The sequence below is a fragment of the Achromobacter sp. FW305-C-30-7 genome (genome assembly GCF_058783105.1).
Map to the genome: position 1 here is coordinate 422,530 of NZ_JBYSYI010000001.1, position 24,311 is coordinate 446,840.

At 65.5% G+C, this 24,311-nt stretch carries 15 protein-coding genes; 3 read left to right on the forward strand and 12 right to left on the reverse strand.

Annotation, left to right across the window (positions count from 1 at the left end; all coding sequences use genetic code 11):
- Positions 1-136: 136 nt before the first annotated feature.
- Positions 137-3,517, reverse strand: a complete 3,381-nt coding sequence (locus AC3WOB_RS02100) for a hybrid sensor histidine kinase/response regulator (protein ID WP_492274021.1) — start codon at positions 3,515-3,517, stop codon at positions 137-139.
- Between the two features lie 229 nt (positions 3,518-3,746).
- Positions 3,747-4,445 carry a response regulator gene (locus AC3WOB_RS02105; protein WP_013396630.1) on the reverse strand — a complete coding sequence of 233 codons (699 nt, stop codon included), beginning with the start codon at positions 4,443-4,445 and terminating at the stop codon, positions 3,747-3,749.
- A gap of 493 nt (positions 4,446-4,938) precedes the next feature.
- On the opposite strand from AC3WOB_RS02105, the gene AC3WOB_RS02110 reads away from it, so the two are divergent.
- Entirely contained in the window at positions 4,939-6,573 is a 1,635-nt protein-coding gene (locus tag AC3WOB_RS02110; RefSeq protein ID WP_492274022.1) for a ShlB/FhaC/HecB family hemolysin secretion/activation protein, read from the forward strand.
- An 80-nt stretch (positions 6,574-6,653) separates the two neighbouring features.
- Complete coding sequence (locus AC3WOB_RS02115; protein WP_492274023.1) at positions 6,654-9,680, forward strand: two-partner secretion domain-containing protein; 3,027 nt, start codon at positions 6,654-6,656, stop codon at positions 9,678-9,680.
- A 67-nt stretch (positions 9,681-9,747) separates the two neighbouring features.
- Here the strand turns inward: AC3WOB_RS02115 and AC3WOB_RS02120 are convergent, their stop codons facing one another.
- The 10 genes from AC3WOB_RS02120 to AC3WOB_RS02165 all read right to left on the reverse strand — a co-directional run bounded on the left by AC3WOB_RS02120 (position 9,748) and on the right by AC3WOB_RS02165 (position 21,919).
- Positions 9,748-10,938, reverse strand: a complete 1,191-nt coding sequence (locus tag AC3WOB_RS02120) for a fimbrial protein (RefSeq protein ID WP_492274024.1) — start codon at positions 10,936-10,938, stop codon at positions 9,748-9,750.
- 35 nt (positions 10,939-10,973) lie between these two features.
- Entirely contained in the window at positions 10,974-11,753 is a 780-nt protein-coding gene (locus AC3WOB_RS02125; RefSeq protein ID WP_492274025.1) for a fimbrial biogenesis chaperone, read from the reverse strand.
- Complete coding sequence (locus AC3WOB_RS02130; protein ID WP_492274026.1) at positions 11,750-14,380, reverse strand: fimbria/pilus outer membrane usher protein; 2,631 nt, start codon at positions 14,378-14,380, stop codon at positions 11,750-11,752. The genes AC3WOB_RS02125 and AC3WOB_RS02130 overlap by 4 nt, the downstream gene beginning before the upstream one ends.
- An 81-nt stretch (positions 14,381-14,461) precedes the next feature.
- Complete coding sequence (locus tag AC3WOB_RS02135; protein WP_492274027.1) at positions 14,462-15,193, reverse strand: fimbrial biogenesis chaperone; 732 nt, start codon at positions 15,191-15,193, stop codon at positions 14,462-14,464.
- 13 nt (positions 15,194-15,206) lie between these two features.
- Positions 15,207-15,767 (reverse strand): fimbrial protein, encoded by a 561-nt coding sequence (locus AC3WOB_RS02140; protein ID WP_013396623.1) that lies wholly within the window; start codon positions 15,765-15,767, stop codon positions 15,207-15,209.
- 323 nt (positions 15,768-16,090) lie between these two features.
- The gene (locus AC3WOB_RS02145) at positions 16,091-16,891 is read right to left on the reverse strand and encodes a winged helix-turn-helix domain-containing protein (RefSeq protein ID WP_492274028.1); all 801 of its coding nucleotides are present in this window, start codon (positions 16,889-16,891) and stop codon (positions 16,091-16,093) included.
- A 33-nt stretch (positions 16,892-16,924) separates the two neighbouring features.
- Positions 16,925-17,935 carry a fimbrial protein gene (locus AC3WOB_RS02150; protein ID WP_492274029.1) on the reverse strand — a complete coding sequence of 337 codons (1,011 nt, stop codon included), beginning with the start codon at positions 17,933-17,935 and terminating at the stop codon, positions 16,925-16,927.
- Positions 17,936-17,975: 40 nt separating this feature from the next.
- On the reverse strand, positions 17,976-20,480 hold the full coding sequence (locus AC3WOB_RS02155; RefSeq protein WP_492274030.1) for a fimbria/pilus outer membrane usher protein: 2,505 nt from the start codon (positions 20,478-20,480) through the stop codon (positions 17,976-17,978).
- Positions 20,481-20,495: 15 nt separating this feature from the next.
- Entirely contained in the window at positions 20,496-21,305 is an 810-nt protein-coding gene (locus tag AC3WOB_RS02160; RefSeq protein WP_013396619.1) for a fimbrial biogenesis chaperone, read from the reverse strand.
- A gap of 83 nt (positions 21,306-21,388) precedes the next feature.
- Positions 21,389-21,919, reverse strand: a complete 531-nt coding sequence (locus tag AC3WOB_RS02165) for a fimbrial protein (protein WP_013396618.1) — start codon at positions 21,917-21,919, stop codon at positions 21,389-21,391.
- Positions 21,920-22,443: 524 nt separating this feature from the next.
- On the opposite strand from AC3WOB_RS02165, the gene AC3WOB_RS02170 reads away from it, so the two are divergent.
- On the forward strand, positions 22,444-24,297 hold the full coding sequence (locus AC3WOB_RS02170; RefSeq protein ID WP_492274031.1) for a hybrid sensor histidine kinase/response regulator: 1,854 nt from the start codon (positions 22,444-22,446) through the stop codon (positions 24,295-24,297).
- Positions 24,298-24,311 lie beyond the last annotated feature (14 nt).

Below are 24,311 nucleotides of genomic sequence, written 5' to 3' on the forward strand. Positions count from 1 at the left end.
AGATTTTTGATTGTTCATTATTATGAACGTCATTCATAAATATACTGGTGGAGAAAATGGAGTGTCAAGGCCGGAAATTCGGGGCCTTGCGTGCCGGCGTCCGGCATCGCCTGACCGCGCGGCGTGGGCAGGGCGTTCATGCCTGTTCCGTAGTCCGCTGTTCGTCGGCTGTCTCGACGGCGTTCTTCACGGCCGCGAGCACATCGTCGCAGATGCCCGATACCGCCTCCGCCGAGCCGCGGACACCCAAGTGGTCCAGGTGCGCATCGAGTTGCGCGCATTGTGTGGCCAGCGCAGGCAGGCGGAAGATGGCCAGCATGCCGCGCAAGGCGTGCAGTTCGCCGCGCAGGCGGCCCCTATCCTGGTCCATGGCGGCTCGCTTGATGGTGGCCAGGGATTGTGCGCAGGATTGTTCGAAGGTGCGCAGCAGCGCGGGTGGAAAGGCGCGTCCGTCGGTCAGGGCTTGCGGGCCGCCGGAATCCGCCGTGGACTGTTGCAGGCTGGGCGCGGCTTGTCCGCACACGTCCAGCAAGGCAAGTTCGAGTTCGGCCAGCGGCAAGGGCTTGGTCAGCACGCGCGCGATGCCCGCTTCATCGCAACGTTGCCGCTCGTTTTCCGTCACGCAAGCGGTGGCGGCGATGACAGGCATGTCCGGCCGGACGGAGCGGGCCTGGCGGGCCAGCGCATAGCCGTCCATGCCGGGCATCGCCAGATCCGTCACCAGCACGTCATAGCGGCGTGATGCCAGCAGCGCGCAAGCCTGCGCGCCGCCCTCCGCCAGATCGACTTCGCAGCCCAGCAGTTTGAACTGCTCTTCGAACAAGCCGCGATTGGCGGCGTTGTCTTCGGCCACCAGTACCCGCAACGATCGTACCGGATGCGGCGGCGCCGGCACGGGCATTGCCGTGGCCAGGGGCGCGTCCTGCAACGCGTGCCGCAGTGCCCAGGCCAGGCCCTGCAGCCCATACATGGACACGCTGAGCTTGCGCCCCGCATCCTGTGGCATGGAGGGGCCCAGCATGCCGCAGTCGATCACCCATGAGGACTGGTCCAGCAATCTGTCCTCGTCCCGGGGCTGCCAATCCGCTTTGTTCCCCCAAATGATGAGGACCGTCGCTTCGTCCAGCATGTCCGCGTCCAGCTCGGAAGGGTGGCGGCGGGCGTGAACGCGCAGTCCCCAGGTGCGCAGGACGGCTTCCAGATGGTGGCGGCAGTTGTCGCGCGCAGCCAGCAGCAATACCTGTTCGCCGGCGAACCATGGCCTGTCGTTTTCACCGGCGTCGATACCTGGTTCCAGGGTGAACGCAAACAGGCTGCCGCGTCCAGGTTCGCTGCGCACCGACAGGGAGCCGCCCATCGCCTCCACCAGTCGGCAGCACAAGGTCAGCCCCAGGCCGGTGCCGCCGTAGCGTCTGCCTATGGTCGCGTCGGCCTGGCTGAAGGCGCGGAAGACGCTCTGCGTCTGTTCTTCGGTCATGCCTATGCCCGAGTCCTCGACCTCGATGGCGATGCTGGTCGTGTCGGTCCGGACACGCAGCACCACCTGGCCCTGGTCGGTGAACTTGATGGCATTGGAGAGCAGGTTGTGGATCACCTGTCCCAGCCGGGTGGCATCCCCCCGCATCGGCAGCCTGAGCGCAGCGCCCAGCTCGCCGAGCAAGGCCAGGCCCTTGGCTTGAGCTTGGGGCGCGAACATGGACAAGGCGCGCGAGGCGACTTCGAGCAGGTCGAACTCCGTCTGCTCCAGGCTGAGCTCGCCGGCCTCGATCTTGGAGAAGTCCAATACGTCGCTGATCGTGGCGAGCAGCAGGCCCGACGAGGCGCGCACGGTTTCGAGCCGGTTGCGCTGGACTGGCGCCAGGCGCGAGCGCGAGAGCAGTTCGAGGTGTCCCAGGATGGCATGCAGCGGGGTGCGGATCTCATGGCTCATCGCCGCCAGAAAGGCCGACTTGGCGGCATTGCCGCGGTCGGCAGCGGCCTTGGCCTCGCGCAGGCGCTGCGCCAACTGGTACTTTTCGGTGACATCGATGAATGCGGCCACGACCACGTTGGCACCCCGGTAGCGCGCACCCGCCATGCTGACCGACAAGGTGACGGGATTGCCGTCGCGGGCCACGAAAGAGAGGTCTTCCTCGACCACATCCGTGTCGCGCGTGCCTGCAGCCACGCCTGCGCGCCGTCGGTAGCGGTTGGCCAGTTCCGCCGACAGGCTGAATTTTCCCGCGCCCACGCGCGCAGTCATCTTCTCCATGGCCGGGCTGTGCAGCAGCGGGCTGCCGCTGGCCGCATCGATCAGGCCCAGGCCGACCGGCGCTGTTTCGATGAGCGTACGGTTGAGATGCTCGCTTTCCAGCGCCAACCGGGAGCGGTTCATCAAGGGCCGGACCACGCGCAATTCGAAGTAGAACAGCAGGGCCCATATGAGCGCCAAGGTCGTTGCGGTCATGGTGGCGGGCATGGTCAGCTGCGCGGCAATGGCGTTGACGATGCTGCTCCAGTCCAGCGTAAAGACCAGCACCCAACTGGTGGGACCCAGGCCTTCCGAAATCGAGAACTGGCCGGAGCGTGTCCTTTCCTGGCGTGTGCCGGCAGGGATGTCTGCAAGATCGGCGGCAGGCGCCGCGTCCTGTGCGAGGTCGGACTCCGCGCCCGGCGATGCGGCGATGAGTTGACCGCTGGCCGACAGGATGGCGAAATCCCCAGCCTGCCGATTCGCCGCTGGCGATGCGCCGGGCTGCAGGGGGGCATACTCCGTCACCAGCACGGCGACGGGCACTCCCTTGTCCAGTATGGTTCCACCGATGCGGAACACCTGCTTGCCGGTAATCGGATTGGCGACGGGAGGGATCCAGCGCAAGGAGCGCCACGTATCGGCGCCTGCGTCCGTGGCGATCAGCATGCGCCGGCTGACCTCGCCCGTCAGCAGGGCCAGGTAGCGGTCGCGGTCGGCCAGGATCCTTTGGCGGACGGCCTGGTCTGGGGCGGGGACCAGACCCGCAATGCTGCCGTTGACGCCAAAGAAGAACGAGGCCAGCGAGTTGCCATGGTCGGCGGGGCTGCCTGAAGGAATGCGGCCGATCTGCTCGGCCAGATTGAAGAACTTGCCTATTGCCGCATTCGCCACCCGCCCGCTCCCCGAGCCCAATATCCATTGCGAGCGGGAATCCTCGTCGGATTCCAATAACAGTTCTTCGCCCTGGCTGCGGTACTTTGCGATCTGCACAGCGTCGAAGGGAGCCGCTTCCCGCCACATCAGTTCCGCGCTGGCCAGACCGATGCGGAAGGCGTTCTCGCGTGTATAGATTTCCTTCATGAGCACGGCGTGTTCAGCCACGAAGGATTGGCGCACATACTCCAGGTACTTGTCGGCGGTGGTCTTTGCTTCCAGGGCGAAGGTCAACAGCACCGCAGCCGTGATCAGCACTCCGCCGCCCAGGCTCTGCCAGCGCTGATAGCGGCGAAAGCGCGTCACGGTGTCGAGCCGCGAGGGGCTCAGGCGGTGGCGTAGTCGAATCAAGATGCGGCAGGATATGTATCAGGCGGCGCCGGCATGCCGCCGCGGATGGGCGGGCGCAGCGGGTTTCAGGGGCGGGCGCAATCACTTGAACATCATTCCGGCCGCTTTGACGCAAAGGGGCGGTGGCGGCTTTGATGTGGATCAAGCGGCTGCCATTCGGATGCTGGATGCGTTCTACGTGTCGACATTGCACAAGCGACAGCGTGTGGGGCGCCCGCCCGGCGGGGATTCAAGCGACTTGCTCGTCCTCCTCTTGGGGCAGCGCCGCGTTGGCCGCGGCCAGGGCGGGCTGGTCCGGCAGTGCGGCGCAGCCGTATCGGATCAAGTCCGCATCGCGTTCAAGACCCAGCTTTTTCATCGCGCTGCGCTTCTGTGAACTGATCGTCTGCACGCTGCGGCTGGAGATCTGCGCTATTTCGGTGATGGTGGTGCCCGCACAGAACAGGCGGATGATCTCGGCCTCTCGCCGCGTCAGCCGGGATGGTTGCGGCGAGAGGGATTCGCGGATGATCATGTCCTTGACCGTCGGCGAATAGTAGGTCCGGCCGCGGCTCATCGCGTGTATCGCTTCGGCGATATGGCGCGTGGAGTCCGCTTTGCTGAGTATGCAGAGATTCTTTTCGGCCAGCAGCGCCCGCAGCAGCGTGGGATGCTCGATCATCGTGAGCACGGCCACGCGCAGCGCCGGGAAACGCCGTCGCAGAAAACCGATGAGCCCCAGGCCGTCGCCGTGTTTGCCGCCCGGCATCGCATAGTCCGAGACCACCGCGTCGCAGGGTTGCGCTTCCAGCAGGGCAACCAGGTCCGTGGAATTCCTGGCGCAGCCTATGACTTCGATCGCCGGGTCCCGCGCGAGCTCATGGCTCACGCCCAGGGACACGATGGGATGATCGTCGGCGACGATGACGCGGATGCGGCCGTGTGACATGTTTTTTTCCGTTCATCCAGAGCCTGCTACTGGAACCGCCGCGCGTCCATGGCCGGTTGCCGCGGGATTCGAAAGCAGGCGTTTGAAACGCCGTATGTGCGTGGCAGTTGTGACGATGCCGCTTGCCGCCATAGTACCGACTGCTGGAACGCGGAAGAATAGGAGGAGTACGAAAGTGCGGCCTCCCTCGCCGCCGCTTTGCACTCCCTGGCAGCCTGCTGCGGAATCGTAGAAGTACGACTCTGTTTTCGTAGCCTTCCCAAAGCCCCGCCGCCGCGCGATCCGTATTCTGCCTGCAAGACGAGCGTCGCCCGGCATGGCCGGAGCGGCAGCCGGCCGGGCAGCGAGCGCTTCCCGTGCAAGGTGGCTGAGAGCAAGGGGATGGGGAATGACAGGGGAGCGTACCGGCAAACCCGGGCAGGCGGACGCATGCTTGCGCCGCAAGCGCTCAAGCGCATGCCAACGAGCGGCCGCTACGGGCGTCGGGCTGACCATGGTGTTGTACGCGAGCAGCTCGTGGGCGCAGATTCCGGATGCGGGGCGCGCCATTCGCGATCTGGAATCGGCCTTGCCCGCCATGCCCGCGGCCAGCAGCGCACCCGACGTGCAGCTGCCCGAGCTGCAGCCGCCTGCCGCCGCGTCTGGCGAGGCGGACGCGGGCCCTTCCGTCCTGGTTCGCGAGTTTCGCTACGAAGGCAACCATGTCGTCGACGCGGTCACATTGCAGGCGCTGTTGGCCGATCTGGCGGGCACGGCGTTGACGTTGCCGGAGCTGCGCGCGGCCGCCGATCGCATCACTGCTTACTACCACGATCAGGGTTATGTGCTGGCGCGCGCCTATTTGCCGCCGCAGGACCTCGATGCGGGCATCCTCCGCATCGCCGTGCTGGAGGGCAGCTACGGCGATATCCGCCTGCAGAACCGCTCGCGGGTCCGCGACGTGGTACTGGAGCAGCCGCTCTCCGTCCTGAGCGCGGGCGATACGGTGCAGGCCGACGAACTGGAGCGCGCGCTGCTGTTGTTGAGCGACCTGCCCGGCGTGGCCGTGACGGGTACGCTGCAGGCTGGCGCCGAAACCGGCACCACCAGCCTGCTGGTGGACGCTGACGCGGGGCCGCTCATCTTCGGCAGCCTGGACGCGGACAACTTCGGCGGCTACTACACCGGCGAGTACCGGCTGAGCGGCAGCTTCGGCGTCAACAGCCCCCTGCGCCTGGGCGATCAGCTCAATCTGCGGCTGCTGGGTAGCGACCGCGGTCAACGCTACTACAACGCGGCCTATCAGCTGCCGCTGGGGCCCTGGTCCACGCGGGTCGGCGTGGGCGTGTCCAGCATGCGGTACGAACTGGGCAAGCGCTTCGAACCTCTGGGTGCGCATGGCCGCGCCGAAGTGTCGACCGCGTTCATTCAGCAGCCCTTGGTGCGCACGCGTCGCGCCAGCCTGCGCCTGCAATTGCAGTATGAGCGCAAGCGTCTGGCTGATCGCATGGACCTCTTCGAGGTCAGCAGTCGCAAGCGTATCGGGCTATGGACCGTGGCCCTGGCCGGCAGCAGCGAGGACGGATGGTTCGGCGGTGGACGGAACGCCTGGAATCTGTCGCACAGCCGCGGCCGGCTGCGGCTGGGCGACGCGCAGGCCGGGCGCGAGGATCGCCAGACCGTGCGTGCAGCCGGCTGGTTCGGCAGGACCAATCTCTCGGTCAGCCGATTGCAGCAGCTCGCAGGCCGCTTCCAGCTGTTTGCGCGGCTGGAGGCACAGTGGGCTTCGAGGAACCTGGACAGTTCGGAAAAATTCAGCCTGGGCGGCCCCTATGGCGTGCGCGCGTACCCGCTGGGCGCGGCCAGCGGCGACGAAGGTTGGCTGGCCAGCGCCGAGTTGCGCTACCAGCTGGCCCCCGGCTGGCAACTGAACGCCTTCGCGGACCGGGGGGGCGTGCGTCTGAGCAAACGCCGCTGGGCGCAGGGCGACAACCGCAACGGCCTGGGCGCGGCGGGATTCGGCATTACGCAGTTCGGCGCCAGCCATCAGGTGAATGTGAGCATCGCCTGGCCGATTGGGCAGCAGCCACTCGCGACGGAGGCGGACCAGGAGCCCCGTTTCTGGCTCCAGGCATCGCACTACTTCTGATCCAGGCGCAGCACGCGCGCAATTTTCCCAACCGGCGCAGCCTGCCATGACGGCGGACCCGCCACTCTTGCGAGGCAATCATGAACAAGACATATGCATTGGTATGGAACGAGGCCAGACAATGCTGGAGCGTGACGCGCGAGTCCGTGCGGCGTCACGGAAAAAAGGGGGGCGGCAGGCGCGGCAGCGTCGCGGCGCTGGCGCTGATCGGCTTGGCGGGCCTGTCTTCCGCGCATGCTGCGCCGACGGGCGGAACGATTGCGGCCGGCAACGGTATCGGCGATATCCACAATACGCTGGACCGGAAGCAGGTGTCGATCAACCAGCACACGCAAAAGCTGATCATCGACTGGAACAGCTTCAATATCGGCGCCGATGAACGCGTCGCCTTCAACCAGCCGGGCGGCAGTTCCATCGCGCTGAACAGAGTGAATGGCCTGTCGCCGAGTTCGATCCTGGGGCGCATGGACGCCAATGGCCAGGTCTTCCTGGTCAACCCCAACGGCATCGTCTTCGGCAAGGGCGCGGAGGTCAATGTGGGTGGCCTGGTTGCCTCGACCAAGTTGCTTTCCGACGCGGATTTCAACGCGGGCAACTACCGTTTCACGGGGGCGTCGGAGGCCGCTGTGCTGAACCAGGGCGTGATCGCGGCGCGCGATCGGGGCAGTGTCGCGCTGCTGGGCGCCAAGGTCAGCAACCAGGGTGTCATCCAGGCGCGGCTGGGACGGATCGCGTTGGCGGCAGGCGGAACGTTCACCGTGAACTTCGACGGCAACGGCCTGCTCGATCTGCGGATGGATGGCGCCGCGCTGTCCGCCCTGGCTGAGAATGGCGGCATGCTGAGCGCCGACGGCGGGCAGGTGCTGATGACCGCCAAGGCTGCCGGCGCAGCCTTGCGCACGGTAGTCAACAGCCAGGGTATCATCGAAGCGAAGACGCTGCAGGGTCAGGGCGGCAAGATTACGCTGGATGGCGGCGACGCCGGCCTGGTGGTGGCTGCCGGCAAGATGAATGCGAGCGCGCTTGCCTCGCATGGCAATGGGGGCGAGGTAGAGATCCGCGGGCAGCAGGTGACAGTGCGGCTCGGCGCCGAGGTCGATGCGCGGGCGTTGAATGGCGATAGCGGAACGTGGCGCATCGCCTCGGCGGACGTGGCCGTGGGTGCAAACGCCAGCGCGGCAAACGCCACGGTGCATGCGGACACCATCGCCAGCAACCTCGCGGCCACGAACATCGTGTTGGAAGGCACTGCGGGCGATGTCGCGCTCAACGGTCCGGTCGCGTGGCGCAGCGGCAACGCGCTAGGCTTGATCGCGGCGGGGGATGTTGCGGTCACCGGAGACCTGACGGCGACCGGCCAGAACGCCGCCATCGCCATGTCCGCTGGCGGCGAAATCGCGCTCAACGGCAAGACAGCCATCAGCGGCATCAATGGCGCATTGTCCTTGCAGGCGCCAGGCGGCCATGTGCTGGGCGAAGGCGCGTCGATCACGCTGTCCGGCGTGGGCGCCTCGTTCCACGCGCATGGCCAGCGCTACGCCGTTATCCAGAACCTCGCTCAACTTCAGGATATCGACCGCAATCTGAGCGGCTTGTACGTGCTGGGCAACAACCTGAGCGGTCGCGGCGCGATCCAGTCCATAGGCGGTTCGCACGGCACCTTCTCGGGTACCTTCGACGGGCTGGGCAATACGCTGAGCGGCTACTCGGTCAGCGGAGCCGGTCCCAATGTGGGCCTGTTTGCCGCATCGTCCGGCAGCATCCGTAATATCAACCTGGCGTCGATGAAGGTGAATACGCCGTCCAGCGGCGTGGCGTCCATGTCGGTGGGCGCGCTGGTGGGCTACAACTCAGGCCAGATCATCAACGTGTCCACTACCGGCATGTACGTGAAGGGCAGTTCGTACCACCGCAATGTGGTGGGCGGCCTGGTCGGCACCAACGTCGGCGGCAGCATCGACCGGGCCAGCGTCGCGGGCAACGTGTACGCGGGTTCGCACACGGTCGCGCTCGGCGGGTTGGCGGGCGAGAACCTGAACTCCGTATCGAGTCGCGGCACCATCACGCGCAGCGTCTCGCACAACGCCGTATCGGGCGTCATGCAGCGCGATGAGCTGGGTGGCATGGGTGGTCTGGTTGGTGTGAATCGCGGCTTGGTCGCGGACGCCTCCAGCCACGCGGGCACGCAGGCCACGGGCGCTGGCCACAGCGTGGGCGGACTGGTGGGCAACAACCTGGGCGGGGCCATCGAGCGCTCGTTCGCTACTGGGTGGGTGCAGAACGGCAGCAACGCCTACACGGGCGGCCTGGTGGGCTTGAACAGCGGGAGCATTTCCGGGTCGGCAACTGAGGGCGGTGTCAGTGCCGAGGGCGGCGGATCGACCGGCGGCTTCGCCGGACGCAACACCAGCAGCGGCCTGCTGGCGGATGTCACGGCCGCGGGCGACGTGACGGCCGTGTATGGCGTCAATGTGGGCGGCCTGGTCGGCGCCAACGACGGCCGCATCGATACGGCAGAAGCGGGAGGCGAAGTCAAGGCCGGCCAAACCCGCAATGGCGGCCACGCGGGCGGTCTGGTTGGCTACAACAGCGGCAGGATAGAAGCCTCGGTCGCCCGCGGCAAGGTTGCTGGCGGGGCCTATGCCTACACCGGGGGCCTGGTCGGCTACAACACCGGGACGCTGGCGACGGTCAACGCCAGCGGCGACGTGAAGGCGGGGAAGAACAGCGCGGTAGGAGGGCTGGTTGGCGCCAATCGGGGCTTTATCGTTTCAGCGATGGCCAACGGCAATGTTTACGGCAGCTTCAACAGCCATGTCGGCGGCGTGGTGGGCGAGAACGGCGACATGGGGGAAGTCCTGCAGTCGTCTTCCGCGGGGGAGGTTGGCGGCGCCGGCCAGGCTTACCTTGGCGGCATCGCGGGCCTCAACCAGGGCGCGATCACCTATTCCAGCGCGAGCGGCAAGGTGAACTTCGTCAACTCCCTTTCGCACACCTATGGCGGCCTGGCCGGTGCGAACTATGGGGTGATGCGCGCCAACAGCACGTTCGGACTGGCATCCCTGGTGCCGCAAGTGGGCTTGAACCACGGCATCGTCGAACGTTGATTGGCGGTGCTTGAAAAGGGCCGTGGGCGCTTGCGTCTATGGCCTGTTCGCAAGAGGCGCAGCCATCTCAAGGAAATTCGAAGGTGAACTCCGCGCTACCGTCGGCGATGCCGGCCTTGACCATCCCGTCGGCCGGCGCCGTGCGGATGTAGTGGGCCCGCAGCGCCAGCACGGCCTGGTCGCCGACGCGTTGCATGTCATACGCGATACCGTGGCGGACGGGAGTATTGGCGGTATCGTCGATCATTGCGATGCCTATGCCCTCGGCCGTTTCCGAGCCAGGCTTCAGGCTCAGCACATAGGGATCCAGGTTCGGTCCGTACTTGTCGGCGAAGGTAATGGTCGGCTTGGCCGCGGCGCTGCATTGGCTCAGCACGATGGAGAATTCCTTGGAAGGCGAGGTGGCCCCCGGCGTGTCGAAAATGGAGATGGGCAAGTCGCCCAGCGAGACCGCTATCGTCCGATAGGCGCCGACCTCGCACTTGTTGGGCACGATCACGCCGGTGCCGCCGCCGATGCCGATGACGCCCGTGCCCTGGTAGGAAAAGGGCTGATTGCCGCAGACGCCGGCAATACCCGGCGTCCACACGGGAAAGCTCTGGATGACCTCGCCGTAGCCCACTTTGCCCTGCTGATAGTTGACCGCATAGAGCATCAGCGTAATGTTGGGGTCTACTCCAGTCACTTTCAGTTCCCCGCTGGGCAGGTTGGCCGCGGAGTCGGTCAGTACCAGGCGCTGGATGTACTCGGTGACGGTGGAGTTCTTCTGCGATGCCGACCCGGAGGTGTCGTAGTACACGGGACGCTTGTCCACGACCACGGGCAGTGCGCCGGGCTTGATCCGTCTTTCGACGCCATCCGCGCCCATGACGGATACCTGCAATCCAATGCCGGGCACGTTCGTCTGCGCCGTGCCGTCGGCGGCCACGCCTACGTTGTGGCCCCATTGCGCCGCCGCGACCAGTTCGTGGAGCACGCCTGGCGATACTCCCGAGCCGAACTGGAAGTTGTTGAAGAGCCCGGCTCCCCGCTCGAACAGCACGTCGCCGATCTGCGAGGAACTGGTCAGCGGCGAGACTTCGCGCCAGGGGCCGCCGGCCTGATTCGACTGGCTGCAGTGGATGGCGGGGCGATTCATGACCAGTTCGCTGCGGGCCGGGGCGCATGGCAGCGCCACCGCAGCGGCCAGCAGGACGATGGCGGACCGTGCCGGGCGGTCGGGGCCGTGAGTGAGCGCGGGAATGGGAGGCTTGTTCATCGGGTGTTCTCCTGGATGCCGGGACCTGCCCGGACTCAGTCTGCGGGCGCGAGCGTCGCCACGCCGCGGACCAGGGCGCCGGCGTCGTCGGCCGCCTCATAGTGCAGCGTGGTTGAGCCTGCCTCGGGTTGATGGCCGGCGGGCAGCGTGAACCGGCTGGTGGCGTAGGGCGGCAGCGTCAAGCCCTCCAGGCGCCGCATGCCGGCTGCCGCGGGGATCTCCAGCCGCGCCAGCGATACATGGAAAGGGGTGGGGTTGCGCGCCTCCAGCTGCCATGGCGCGGCGGCGTCGCCTGTCCGCCCATATTTCCACCTGACATGTGCCGGAGCCTCCCGCGGCTTGCCTTGCAGTCCCTGGGGGCGGAACAGGATCTTCATCCGCAGCCGGACCGACAGCTGCAGCCGGTTGCGGCGTGATGGCGGCAGCGAGGGGATCTCGAGGAAGTTGATCCAGAACACCGACTCGCGGTCCTGCGGCAGGGACCCGCCCGTGTAGCGCAGTTCCAGCGCCCTGCGCTCGCCGCCATCCAGCCGGTAGACCGGCGGGGTCAGCACGAAGGGCGCGGACAGCTTGCTGGGGTCGGTGCGCGTCTGCGCCTGCTCCTGGTCCAGCCACGCCTGCACCAGAATGGGCGCGTCTCCCGAGTTGCCGGTGCGTATCGTCAGCGACCTGGCTTGCGCCGGGTAGATGAAGCGCGTGCCGATCACGCTCAGGCCCGCATGCGCCCAGGCCGCCATGGTGGTCGTCAGCAGGCCGGCGGCCAGGCACGGCGCGCATGCGCGCAGAATCGCCCGGCAGGATCGCAGGCGCATCATCGACGCGCCAGCGGGCCGGGGCTCGCTGGCCCGCCGCCGTCCGCCGGCATCGGCGCGCATGTGAGGGAGAGCTCGTCATAGCCTTGGTCGCGCTGCCGCGCGCGCTCCGGCAAGGCGTAGTCGATGGCGCAGCGCTGCTGTGGCCCGGGTCCCCAACGCACGATGACGCGGCCCCGGTCCTGTTCCACCCGCATGACGATGCGACTGCCCTGGCCCACCGCGCCCAACGGCTTGTCGTTGGCGGCATCCAGCACTTCCGCGCCGAAGGGCAACGCGGCGCCGTCGGCCTGGCGGCCGTCGATCAGTACCGGCCGCGCCACGCGGGTGGGATAGGACAGCAGCACGACCGCGCCAGCGCGCGGCGCCACATTGCGCGAACTGGCCTGCAACTCCACGTCGTCGGGGATGTCGCGCGGATCGATGTCGACCGTGTTGAGCTGGTAAGGGCTCAGGCTGGCGACGACGCCGTAGCCGCGGCCGTCCAGGCGATCGCCGCCATAGCCGATCTGCGCGCCTTCGGCGTGGTCGGCGCGGACCAGCGCTACCGTTTCGCCCAGCGTCTGCGAGAAGGTCACGCCGCCGGCATGGGCAAGCACCCCGCCGGATGCGTTCAGCGATGCCTGGCGATAGCCGGAGCCTTGAGAAATGCCCGCACCCACCCAGGCCTGCGGCAGGCGGTAGCCGATGTTCGCGCTTGCCGAGTTGGCGTTCTCGCGGCTGGCGTGAGACGCCGACACCGAATAGGTGCCGCGGTCGGATTCGCCCATCGTGCCGGCGACCGAGGTGGTGACGTTGGCGCCGGCGCGCGAGTCTGCGCTGTAATAGGTGTTGAGCGTGGGGGCGCCGCGCTCGGCCCGCCCCAGGGGAATGGAGAGATTCAGGGTGATCAGGGTGGAGTTGTCCCGACCGCCGCCCCGGTAGGAAGTGCGCGTGGCGAGGTTCTGCATGCGCTGCACGCCGAAGGAATAGGAGATGTCGCGCCAGCGGTTGCTATAGCCCAGCGCAAAATTGATGGTGTTGCTGTGGCCTTGCCAGTATTGGATGGCCGAACCCGACAAATAGACGTTGCCGCCGTTGGCGCCCAGCTGCTGGCTGATGTTGGCGTCGAACCGGCCGCGCGTGCGGCCCAAGTCGCCGAACCAGCGGTAGCGCTGCGGCGTGCCTTGCAGCGCGATGCTCTCGCGCAGGCCCACGAAGCCGCTGGTGGAATAGCGGTAGGCCAGCAGCGAAAAGTTGGTGCCGCTGTTGGGCAGGTTTTTGCTGTACGACAGGCGGTAGCTGGCGCCGGTGCGGGTGCCTTCGTCCGGCAGATCGGCACGGGACAGAGTGACGTCGGCCGCGAATGCCCCAATCTGGGTATTTACCGCGGCGCCCGCCAGCACGGAGCCATAGTGCCGGGTGAACGCGAGGCCGCCGTAACCCGTGTACATGTCGCCCAGCCCGCGCTTGAACGTGCCTTGGAGCAGATACTGCGAGCTGCTGCCCATGCCCAGGTCTATCGCGCGCCCGGCGGTCAAACTGTAGCGGCTGGTGCCGGGCCGCAGCAGCTGGACCGTCGTGGCGAAGGGCACGACGAAGCTGCGCGAACTGCCGTCCGCCTCGACGATGCGCACGTCCAGGTCCCCGCCGTATCCCGCGGCCTGCAGGTCCTCGATCGCGAAGGGGCCGGGCGCCACCGTGGTTTCGTACACGAGATAGCCGCGCTGGTACACCGATACCTGGGCATTGCTGTTGGCGGTGCCGCGCACCGTAGGGCTATAGGAGCGCAGCGCGCTGGGCAGCATGCGTTCGTCGCTGACCAGCTGCACGCCCCGAAACGACACGGAGTCGAACAGATCGCCTTCGGTGGAGCTTTCGCCCATCAGCAGCTGCGACTTCCATGCCGGCACATCTGTCTTCAGGTAGGTATAGCCACGCTGATAGCTGGCGCCGTGGCCGGGCGACCAGGTGGCGCTGCCGTAGTGGCGCAGCCTGAATGCGCCCACGTTGATGCCGGCGTTCAGGCCGGCATAGCCGCGCGTGGTCTGCGTCCCCCGGCTGTCCGACGTGAAGAGATTGCTGTTGTAGTTCAGTCGCGCCGCCGTCACGCCACTGTCCCAGTTCGACGGATCCACGTAGGCGCCAGGCGTGGCCAGGCGCAGATAGTATTTGGGCACGGTGAGGTAGAGCTTCTGCTCGGCCGCCTCCAGCTTGACCTGCGCGCCGGGCACGTAGTGCGACAACTCGCTGCAGGCTGCAGTCGCGGACAGCGCAAGCATGCCGTCGCCGCGCGCGGCCTTGTCCGTGTCCAGGCCCAGGCGCGCCAGCAATTCGCCGTCGTAACAGGGCGTGGCGCCGTCGCTGCCGGCCAGGAGGCGGAACTGGATCTCCTCCACGCCGCGCCACTGTCCGTTGACGTAGATGTCCAGCCGGTGCAGGCCAGGCTCCATGAGGTTGCCGCGTTCGAAGCGGCTCGTGTCGATGGCCGTGCCGCCGGCGCCCTGGAACATCATCTGCGGGTCGAAGAACGCCTGCTTGCCATGTACGGGCGCGGCCCAGGCCGCCGCCGCCAGCAGCGCGGCAGAAAGGCCGGATGCCGACCTGAACGCGGCCGGGCGCGGGTTCGCGGGACGAGCGAGGTTTGGCAAGCGGGGGCAAGCCCTTGCGTGTGGGTAATCCATCGGGACGTGTCAGCTCTGTGATGCGCAGGTCTAAGTTGCGCCGCGCATTTATTCGGTAACGGTCTTCTCGTTCTTGCTGGTTCCGCCGTAATCGGTGATGACCTCGTACTGGACCGAGACTTTGCCCGCAGGTTTGGGCGCGTGTGCCGGAAAGGCGAAGCGCGTTTTGTCAAAGGGCGCCACCATGCCGCCTTCCAGGGCGGTTCGCCTGCCCCCCGCGATCAGATCGATGCTCGCGAAGGACACGTGGTAGGGCGTCGGGTTCGTGACTTCCAGCGCCTGCCCGCTCAGCTTCCAGGTCAGCAGCCCTGGTGCGGCCTGGACATGGGGGCGCAGCGAACCCGGCCTGAAGAACACCTTGATGCGCGACCGGAACTGGAAGATCAGCACATTGGCGTCGTTCGGGTCGCGCGGCGGCGTTTCCAGCACGTTGAGATAGAACAGGCTTTCGCGGTCGGCAGGCAGCGGCTCGCGGGTATATGAGATTCGCAGCACCGCGCCACTGTCGGGGTCCACCCGAACGACCGCTGGCGCCAGGACGAAAGGCACGCGCATGTCCACTGGCGAGGTATCGGCATTGCCGTCGTCCAGCCAGCTCTGCGCCAGCACGGGGCCGGCGCCCGCGTTGCGGATGGCCAGTGTCGCGTCCCGGGTTTCTGGTGAAATGACCAGGCGGGTGCTTTGCAGCACGAGCCCGGCCCGGGCGGGAGCCGCCCAGGCGCACAGGGTCATGGCGCAAGCGGCCGCCAGGGATGAAACGATGCACGCTATCGGCGCCATGACCGGCCCGCGCTCAGTTGTAGGAGAGCAGGTACTTGATGCTCGACGCGCCCGACCCGGCGCCCGCCGCGCCGCCGACCTCGACGTACTTGGCGGCGTACTTCAGTTCCGCGGAGCCTGGGCTGCCCGCGATTGTGGCGATCTGCGGCGTGGTTTCCGAACCGCCGATGGGGATGACGGAGGTGTTGCCCGTTGCGTTGTTGCGGATCTGGATCTCGACGTTGGGGGCGCGGTCGGCGTCCAGCAGCGCCAGGTTGCCCGCGGGCGTGCCGTTGGTCGGGTCGAACATGATGCGGACCTTCCTGCCATCGGTGCAGCCTGCGCCGCCAGCAAGGTTCAGCTGGAACTCGGCTTCGACCGCATTGCCCAGGCCCACTTCTTCCGGAGTGGGCGTGCCCAGCTGCACCGTCTGCGTGTTGCCCAGGCCAGGCGTGTTGCCGTTGATATCGCAACCGGGTGCGCGGATCACGCCCATGAAATTGATGACGCCGTCGACGGCATGGGCGGGTACTGGCGCGAGCACGGAGACCAGGGCTCCGGATGCCAGGAGAGAGGCGACGAGACTGCGTTTCATGTTGTATTTCCTTTGAAGCTAGGCTTGCCCGCGGCGATCGAAACCATCCCGGGCGCGGGCCGGACCAGGGTCCTTGCGCGTCAGGAGAGCGTCGATCTCTTGAGGGATTTCCGTAAGGCCAGGCACCGCGAATGCGGTGATATGGCGGTTCATACCCGCCGGCCGCATGCGCGAATCAGCGCATGCCGGCGAGTACGGATACTGTATGGGGCAGGGCCGGGAAATTTAGTCGGAAGACATCGATTTCCGCGTCTGAGGAATACGAAATTGCGTCGAGGGTGAGTTTGCCGCCGCCTTTGCTGCGCGGCGCCTGGCGGCCGCTGCTAGTTTGCGCTGCTCAGCGGATGAACAAACGTATAGCCCTGCCCATAGCTCGTGCGCAGCGGCAGTTCGATCCCCGCCAGCCGGGCCCGGCGGCGCAGGCGGCCGACTACGCTGGAGACGATGGCGCGCTGCAGGTGCGCGGGGCGGCCGGCGGCGTCCGGCCAGACCTCGCGGTGGAGGTCGGCAATGCTGCGATACCGGAAGTCATGACCGCTCAGGCACGACAACAGCGCGTATTCCTTGTTGCTCAGCGCAATCTTGCCGGCGCTGTCCGGCGCGCGCAGCGTCTTCTCCGTCTCGATCAGCGCCCACTCGCGGACCGGCGTGACGCGGACGCTCGCGACGGTCCCCGTCAGGGCTCGCCGTTGCCGTGCCTGCGCCTCCTGCGCGGGTACGGCTTCGCGCTGCAGACGCGCGCGCAAGGCCGAAGACAGGCGTTCCAGGCTGCTCAGCGCCGCCAGCAATTCGTCGATACCCGCATCCGAGGACAGGCAGGCGTCTGCGCCAGCGCATACCAGTTCGGCCCTGGTATTGGAGGAGTCATTGGCGGTGATCATCAACACCAGTCCGGCGACATAGGGGCCGCGGCGCGCGTACAGCATCGAGGCGAGCCATTCCGCGCTGCCGTGCAACACGACATGGTGCAGGCCGGGTTCGGCCAGCTGCTCCTGCAATCTGGCGGCGGACTGGGTCAGGCACACCATCTGGGCGCGGTCGCCCAGCCCCTGCACCAGCGCCGCAGCCGGTTCTATCGCTTCGACGCAGACATGGACGGTGTGGTTGAAAGTGGTTTTCTTCATGATCGATGGCCTGTGGTTCGGGGGCGAAAGGGCTCATTTGTATTCAAGCGTGAAGGTGGCCGTGCCGTTTGCGACGCCCGCGGTCACCTGGCTTGCGGTCTGGTAGTAGCGGGCGTAGAACGGCACGTCGTAGACGCCGTCCTTGGATACGCCCACCAAGGCGCTTTGGCGATAGGCGACCGGCTGGCGGTCCTTGTCCAGGATCTGGATGCCGACGCCGGTCGCGGCATTGGTGTTGGAGGTCAGGGCGATCACGCCCGGCGCGCCTGAAGCGTCGGCCGTGGCGTCCATGCGCAGGTACACGGAATTCAGTTCGGGTTCGACTTTCCAGCAACTCAGCTTGATGCTGAAACGTTGTTCGGCTGCCGTACTGCCGACCGAGCTGAACATGTTTTTCCAGACCTTGCCGAGCTGAACCTTCATATCCTTGTCGGACACGGAGCAGGAAGGGGAGCTGATGGTGGTGGCGCGTCCGCTGACTACTACTCGCAGAGCGTTGTGCGGGTCGTCCGATGTGTACATGGAGGCATATATCCCTTCATCGAGAGGACCGTTTCCCGGTTTGTCATGGGACTTGTAGAGTTCGACGGTTACCATCCATTTACTGTTGGTACTCCATTCAGAATTAGCTTTTGAAAATGGAAAATGCATGGGTGACTGGCCAGGCCAAGGCTTGAAGCCTATTCGAATTGCGATCCCGTAAATGTTCGTCGAGTAGATCCGGTTGCCGCTGGTATGTTGAACTCCCTTGTGGACGGTGCCGATCAACGAACTATCGCCACCGCTGTCGCAGGTAACGATCGATGTGTCGTCGTGCGAGACGGGGAATTCCTTCCGGGCAATTGTGCGGCTGAGGGTGCCTTCTGCATTCGCTGGCACGAATATGGTGCCCAATGCGATATTGATCACATTCTTGTCTAGCCCTTTTCCCAATGTGCATTTCGCCTGGCTTTGCGGCGCATACACACACAACATTAGCGCCAGGCAGGCCAACGACAGAAGTCCGCCTGAACGATTGCTCTTAGTGGTCTGATGCTCTTTCATCTCGTGTCCGTTCTATGTTTTGCGATCTTCAATAGGTGCGTCACTGGCACATGTAGCTGACTTCCCGTATGGGCGCGGGACGTTCCTCTTCCGGCAAGCTGTAGGACACGCTGCAGCTATCCTTGGCGCTGCGGCCCCAGGTCACTTGTATCGTTCCGGATTGCTGTGCCCCCGTCACGAAAGCCTGACCGTCCGGCCCCACGATGCCGATTTCCTCGCCCGCTTCGTTGTCGATGCGCGCGCCGAACGGCACCACGCTGTTGTCCTTGCGGGTCAGCGTCAGCATCAGGCGATAGCCCACCACCGTCTCAAACCCTGCCTGTATCACCGCGCCGCGGGTGGGCACCAGATTCACCGCCGCGTTCCTGACTTCCACGGTGTCGCCCAGGTCCGCGGTGATCATGGCCAGGCGGTTGGAACGGTACGGACTCAGACTCGGTACGATGGCGTAGCCGCCGGCGTCGGTGCTGACGCCCGGATGCGATTCGAAATGCACATCCTCTGCCGACGGCGCGCGCACCAGCGCCACGGTTTCGCCCAGGGGTTGGCCGAACGTTACGCCGCCGCCATGTACAACGATGCCGCCGTACAAGCCCGCGTTGATCTGGTTGGAGTTCCGCCCCTGCGACGCGCCCAGGTCGAAGCGGCCGACTCTGGACAGGTAGCTGGCGTTTCCGGTGCTGCTGACGCTCTCCTGGTTGGAGGTGGCGGCCATCAGGTTGTAGGTGAGCCGGCCGTCTTCGAGCGCGGAGCCATAGACGCTGGTCTGATGGCTGGTCCGGCCATTGTTGCTGGTGATTACGGAATACTGAGCGCTACTACGCGAGGTGCCCAGCGGAATCGACAGCGACAGCATGACCCGCCGGTCGTTCGAACCGTTGCGGCCGGTGTTCATGTCAACCTGGACGTTGTAGCTGACCTGTCGGTAGAAGCCTGAGTATCCGGCCTGGATCAGCCTTTCCTTCTGATTCGTCTGCCAGTACGACTGCTGGCGCGCCGACGCGTAGATCGAGCCCCATGAGCCCAGCGACTGGTTTACCTCGAACCGCAGTTCGTTGCGGCGGCTGGGCATTCTGTAGCCCCGTTCGAAATCGTCGATGCCGGTCGCTTCCTGGAAGGTCCGGTAGCCGCTGGTGGAGTAGCGATAACCGGCGACGCGGAAGTTGGTGCCGGATTCATCGAAGGACTTGCCATACAGGAAGCGCACGGATTGGCCCTGGGTTTTCAGCCGCTCGGTGGAGGTGCGCGCATGCGCCAGGTCCAGGGAGATCGCACCGAAACTGCGCAGGTTCTTGCCCACGCCCACCAGGCCGGATTGGTAGATGCTGGCGGCGGTGACGCCGCCATACAGCGAGAACTCCTGGCCCAGGCCGCGGGCAACCGTTCCCTGCACGAAGGTGGGCTCGCGTTCGTTCGAACTGTAGGCGTTGCGATACCGCCCGGCGGTGGCGCTGTAGCGCCAGGTGCCTTCGCGCAACAGCGTGGGCACGGAGGCATAGGCCTGCACGTAGCGGTTCTGGCGGCCGTCCGCTTCCGTGATGGTGACTTCCAGGTCGCCGCCGGAGGAGGAGGGGTACAGGTCGTCCAGCACGAAGGCGCCGGGCGCGACATAGGCGTTGTACACGATGTAGCCGTTCTGCCTGACGGTGACGAGGGCGTTGGTCTGGGCAATGCCGCGTATGGTCGGCGCATAGCCCTGCATGCTGTCCGGCAGCATGGCGTCGTCCGAATAGACCTGCACGCCGCGGAACGGCACGCTGTCGAAAAAGTTGCCGGGCGTGTAGCCATCGCCGAGCAGCAGTTGGCCGTTGATCGAGCGCAAGTCGCGTTGCAGATTGGTTTCCTGCGACTGCCATTCTCCGCGTCCGTTGGTGCCGCGGTTGTAGTTGGAGGCGTGGCGCAGGCGCCAGTCGCCGAAGTTCAGGCCTCCGCGCAATCCGGCGTAGGCCGTGTAGGGTGATTCGGCGCCGCGGCTGGAGGAATTTCCTCCGCCCTGGCGCGACATGTTGAACTGATAATCCAGCAGACCCGAGGTGATGCCCTTGTCCCAGCGCGACGGGTCGACCGAATCCCGCGCCGAGCGCTTGAGCGCGGCTTGCGGAATGCTCAGATGCAGCCGTTGCTTGCCGCCATCGAAGTTCACGGCGGCATCTTGCACCAGGGCGGGCAGGTCCACGCAGGCGCCGTCCACGCCAGCGGATTCGGGCAGTGCGGCCATGTTGACGCCCCAGGTCTCCAGTTGGCTGCGAGTCAGACAGACCGAAGGCTGCTTCTGGCCTTCCTGGGTTTCGACGAGGATTCTGCTCCTGCCCATGGACTGATCGTTGACGAACACGTCGGCCAGGTACTCGCCCGGCAGCACCTTGTTGCCGAAACTGAAGATGGACAGGTCAGCCTGCGGCTGGTCTCCGCCCGTGCCCAGGAATTCCTGATTGAAGACAGTGCCCGCCGGCTCGGCGGCCTGGCCTGAGAAGGAGGCCAGGCCCAGCAACAGCGATGCCAATGCCGCGGTAGGCGGCATGCGACCCTGCGATACGCCATTCATTGCGTGCTCCGGGCGTTAACGCGCGGCAGGCGCGACGAGCTCGGCCTTGACGTGGACCGGGACCTGCGCGCTGGGCACTCGGACTTTTTCCTCGGGGGTCTCGGCGCCGTAGTCGTTGATGGTCGTGAACACGACGTCTACGTCCCTGGGCGCGGACAACCCGGACAAGGGGTACTCCAGCACGCCGCCAGGCGACACCATGCCGCCGTTGATCTCCTGCTGGCCGCCGTTGATGGTCAGCGTGGCGAAGGTGACGTGATAGGCGGACGGATTGGCGATCTTCAGCACCGCGCCCCTGCCGCCGGAGACGACAGCCCATTGCAATTGCTGGCGCTGTTCGCCAGGTTGGCCTGCCAGGCCCGACGGCCGGTAGAACAGTTTGATGCGGGTGCGCACCGCGATCTGCAGCACGTTTTCGTCCTGGCTCTTTTCCGGAATTTCCTTGACGTTGAGCCAGAACACCGATTCGCGGTCGAGGGGCAGATTGCCGGCCAGGCGCAGTATGCGCAGCACGTTTTCCTGGCCCGGATCCAACCGCGACAGCGGCGGGCTGGCCACGAACGGCGCCTTGGCATTGCCTTCGCCGGCATCGATCCAGGCCTGCACGACGTAAGGGGACACGCCAGTGTTCTTGACGGGAATGGAGGCCTCGCGGTCCTTCTCGTTGAAAATGACGCGGGTGCCGCCGACCAGCACGCCGGCTGCCGCATTGGCGTGGGCCAGCGTGGCCGCCAGGGCGAAAATCATGAAGGGTCGCGCCTTGTGCACGAACCGTTGCGCGATGTCTTTCAGCATGGGGATCTCGATGTTGTGCTCGCAAGCCATCGGGTTCTCGTGGAACCGCCTGTTGCGAGGAGGCTTGCGGCCAGCCCCTCGCCGTGAGGGACTAGCGGTCCGGCGTAGCGGCGTTACTTGTAGTTGACCGTGAACTGCGCGGTGGCGTTGGCGGGGCCGACGGTGACCGTGTTGGCGGTCGATACATAGACGGCGCCGAACTTCAGATTGTTGGTGCCGGCGCGCAGCGTGTAGTCGGGGGACTCCGCTCCCAGCTTGATTTTTTTCTGCGCGGCATCGCGCAGTTCGACGGCCACGCCGGTGGCGTAGCCAAGTTCACCGATGCCGATGGCCAACGTGTCCGTGTTGATGGTGTCTGCGGTGCCGGTGAAGGTCACGCTTGCGCCCTTGGCCGTGGCGCTGCAGTTGGCCAGCTGGAGTTCGAATTGCGCGGGCGTCGAGTACTTGCCCACGGCGCCGTCCAGGGTGGTCCGCGACACTTTTCCAAGCGGAACGACCAGGTTGGTTGCTTGGGGAGAAACGTCGCACGGCGCATCGACGATTTCGCCGACGAAATTAACCGTCCCGTCTGCGGCCAGGGCGGCTTGGGAAACAGCTGCCGCGGTGGCAAGCAGGGCAAACTTGGCAATCGTGTTCTTGTTCATGGAAGTAAATATCCTGAGTCGATTAATAATCAAAAACGCCGCCTGGAAATTATTGAAAACAGATGGCGGCCGATTTTCGAAATGCTGTCTATGGGTTTTCAGGAATTAACTTCCGTGCAATCCGGCTGTTATCAACATTCAATTCGGATATTGATGAAAAGGCGCAGCCAGATATTCAATTCGTCTGCTCCTCCGGATCCCGCGTCCTGCATTTCGTCGGCAACCGAAAGTTAAAAGAATCAGAATTTGTGAAATGTAGGAATCCTCCCTTCTTGTTGTATGAAATTTCATATGAAAAAGATGATCGGCGATTCTTGCCAATAATTGCCAATATTGTCCAAATGAGGCGATTTAATTGGTATTTTTTGGGCCGTTTTGGGCCGTGATTTGAAAGCAACGTTTCGTGGATTTTGTTGGGCCGCGGACGCGTGCAATGGGTTTGTGGCAAGCCTTCTGCGATAAAATCGCGGCTGCGCAGCGCGTACCAAATCCAGCCACAGGCACGACCACCGACCCTCCCCAGAATGAAGCCGGAAGTTCTTGCGAACGCTATGCAGCGCAGCGGCGTCGTCCGCACCCGGATAGCGGTTGGGACGGCCGCGATTCTCATCGCTCTATGCGCGTATGGCGCGCCTATCGTTGCCGAGCGCTTGCAGCCGCATGCCGCGGCCACAAGCTGGTCCTGGGTGTTGAGCGGCGTGTTATTTCTCGCCCTTTTGTCGGCCGGGGGAGTATTGCGGCGCGCCGCAAGAAAAGACCGGGATCCGCTGCGGCGCCTGAAGCAGGTCGGCCGCCTGATTGCCGCCGCGCCCGTGGATATCACCGTGCGGGACAAGTCGCTGCGCATGGTCGCGTCCAGCGCGGGCATGCAGCGCTTTGTCGATATCACGGTCCGGAACGGATGGGTGAGGCCGGAATTCATCGATCTGGAATTCCTTTCCCGCGATGAGAAGGATCAGCTTCCGATGCCGGCTAGCGTGGCGGCCTTGGTGCGCGAGTACCAGACTGCGATGGCTACTGGCGCAGCGCGCTCCTATGACTTTTACAATGAGGTGGAAACGGTCGGCATCAAGGCGCCATACGGGGGGCGGGTGACGCCGCTGTTCGGTGTGCACGGCGCAGTCATAGGCATGATATCCAAGGGGATGTATTTCCTCGGCCATAGCCAGTCGCTGGACGACTCGGCCGCCGCGCGCGGTAGGGCAGAGCGCGTCAATGACACCAAGACCCGATTCCTCGCGGCGGTCAGCCGCGATGTGCGCAATCCCTTGAACGCCATGGCGGGGCTGCTGGAGATGGCTTTGTGCGATGCCGCGACTCCCCGGCAATCGAAAGAGATGCTGGCGACTGTGCGGTCTTCCGCCCAGTCGCTGCTCCAGTTGCTGCCTTCCATTGTCGATATCCGTGGAATGGAGACGGGAGATCTCCCGTGCACGAGCGCCCCCATTTCGTTGCGCAGGGTCGCGGCGGACGTGGTGGCGCTGTTCGCGCCCAGTGCCTATGAGAAAGGCATAAGCCTGACGCTGGAGGTGGCTCCCGAGGTCGCCGCCTGTCATTTGACAGATGCGAAAGGGGTGAGTCAGCTGCTCAACAACTTCCTGTCCAACGCCATACGCTACACGGCGCGCGGCGGGGTCCGGATACACCTGGACGGCGCGCCGCTGGAAGACGGCCTGCAATGGGTCACGCTGTCCGTCATCGATACCGGCAGCGGCATCGAGCCGTACATACAGCAGAAGCTGTCGGAGTCCCGCTATGAAGCGGGACTGAGCGCCTCTCCCGATGGCGCTGGCCTGGGCTTGCACTACTGCCAGCAGATGGTGCACCGCATAGGCGGCACCATCCGTATTTCCAGCGCTGTCGGCGAGGGCACCCATGTCCATGTGCGTGTGCCGTTGGCGCTGGGACCCAGCCCATCAAGCGATGTGGCGCAAGACACCGCGCCCGGCTTGGCGCCACGGCCGGCCGCCGGGCTGCGGACGCTGGTTGTCGAAAGCGAGGCCGGCAACCGCTTGCTGCTGAAAAGCCAATTGGAATTCCTCGGCCATGAGGTGCTGGTGGCCGACCACGGCGCCCAAGGCGTGGCGCTGGCGCGTGACAGCCGGCTGGACCTGGTTGTTTGCGATGACGTGTTGCAGGACATGGACGGCGCCGGGTTCATCCAGATGCTGCGTGCGGGCTCAGGCGAAAGCGCCGCTGTTCCCGTGCTCGGCTACACGGCCGGCGCGCGCGCCGAGGATCGCGAGGCGGGCCTGCGGGCCGGCATGCATGAGGTATTGGTGAAACCTGCGGGTCTGCGTGAACTGGAGCAGGCGCTGGCCTCCTGTTTGCCGGCGGCGTGCGCCCGAGGCGGGCTGGCGCGGGATGGAGCGGCATAGTGGCTCCTCGCGAG

Excerpts from the sequence above, each read along its gene's own strand:
- AC3WOB_RS02105 (WP_013396630.1), bottom strand. The coding sequence starts at position 4,445 with ATGTCACACGGCCGCATCCGCGTCATCGTCGCCGACGATCATCCCATC.
- AC3WOB_RS02110 (WP_492274022.1), top strand. The coding sequence starts at position 4,939 with ATGGTGTTGTACGCGAGCAGCTCGTGGGCGCAGATTCCGGATGCGGGG.
- AC3WOB_RS02115 (WP_492274023.1), top strand. The coding sequence starts at position 6,654 with ATGAACAAGACATATGCATTGGTATGGAACGAGGCCAGACAATGCTGG.
- AC3WOB_RS02120 (WP_492274024.1), bottom strand. The coding sequence starts at position 10,938 with ATGAACAAGCCTCCCATTCCCGCGCTCACTCACGGCCCCGACCGCCCG.
- AC3WOB_RS02125 (WP_492274025.1), bottom strand. The coding sequence starts at position 11,753 with ATGATGCGCCTGCGATCCTGCCGGGCGATTCTGCGCGCATGCGCGCCG.
- AC3WOB_RS02135 (WP_492274027.1), bottom strand. The coding sequence starts at position 15,193 with ATGGCGCCGATAGCGTGCATCGTTTCATCCCTGGCGGCCGCTTGCGCC.
- AC3WOB_RS02140 (WP_013396623.1), bottom strand. The coding sequence starts at position 15,767 with ATGAAACGCAGTCTCGTCGCCTCTCTCCTGGCATCCGGAGCCCTGGTC.
- AC3WOB_RS02145 (WP_492274028.1), bottom strand. The coding sequence starts at position 16,891 with ATGAAGAAAACCACTTTCAACCACACCGTCCATGTCTGCGTCGAAGCG.
- AC3WOB_RS02150 (WP_492274029.1), bottom strand. The coding sequence starts at position 17,935 with ATGAAAGAGCATCAGACCACTAAGAGCAATCGTTCAGGCGGACTTCTG.
- AC3WOB_RS02155 (WP_492274030.1), bottom strand. The coding sequence starts at position 20,480 with ATGAATGGCGTATCGCAGGGTCGCATGCCGCCTACCGCGGCATTGGCA.
- AC3WOB_RS02160 (WP_013396619.1), bottom strand. The coding sequence starts at position 21,305 with ATGGCTTGCGAGCACAACATCGAGATCCCCATGCTGAAAGACATCGCG.
- AC3WOB_RS02165 (WP_013396618.1), bottom strand. The coding sequence starts at position 21,919 with ATGAACAAGAACACGATTGCCAAGTTTGCCCTGCTTGCCACCGCGGCA.
- AC3WOB_RS02170 (WP_492274031.1), top strand. The coding sequence starts at position 22,444 with ATGAAGCCGGAAGTTCTTGCGAACGCTATGCAGCGCAGCGGCGTCGTC.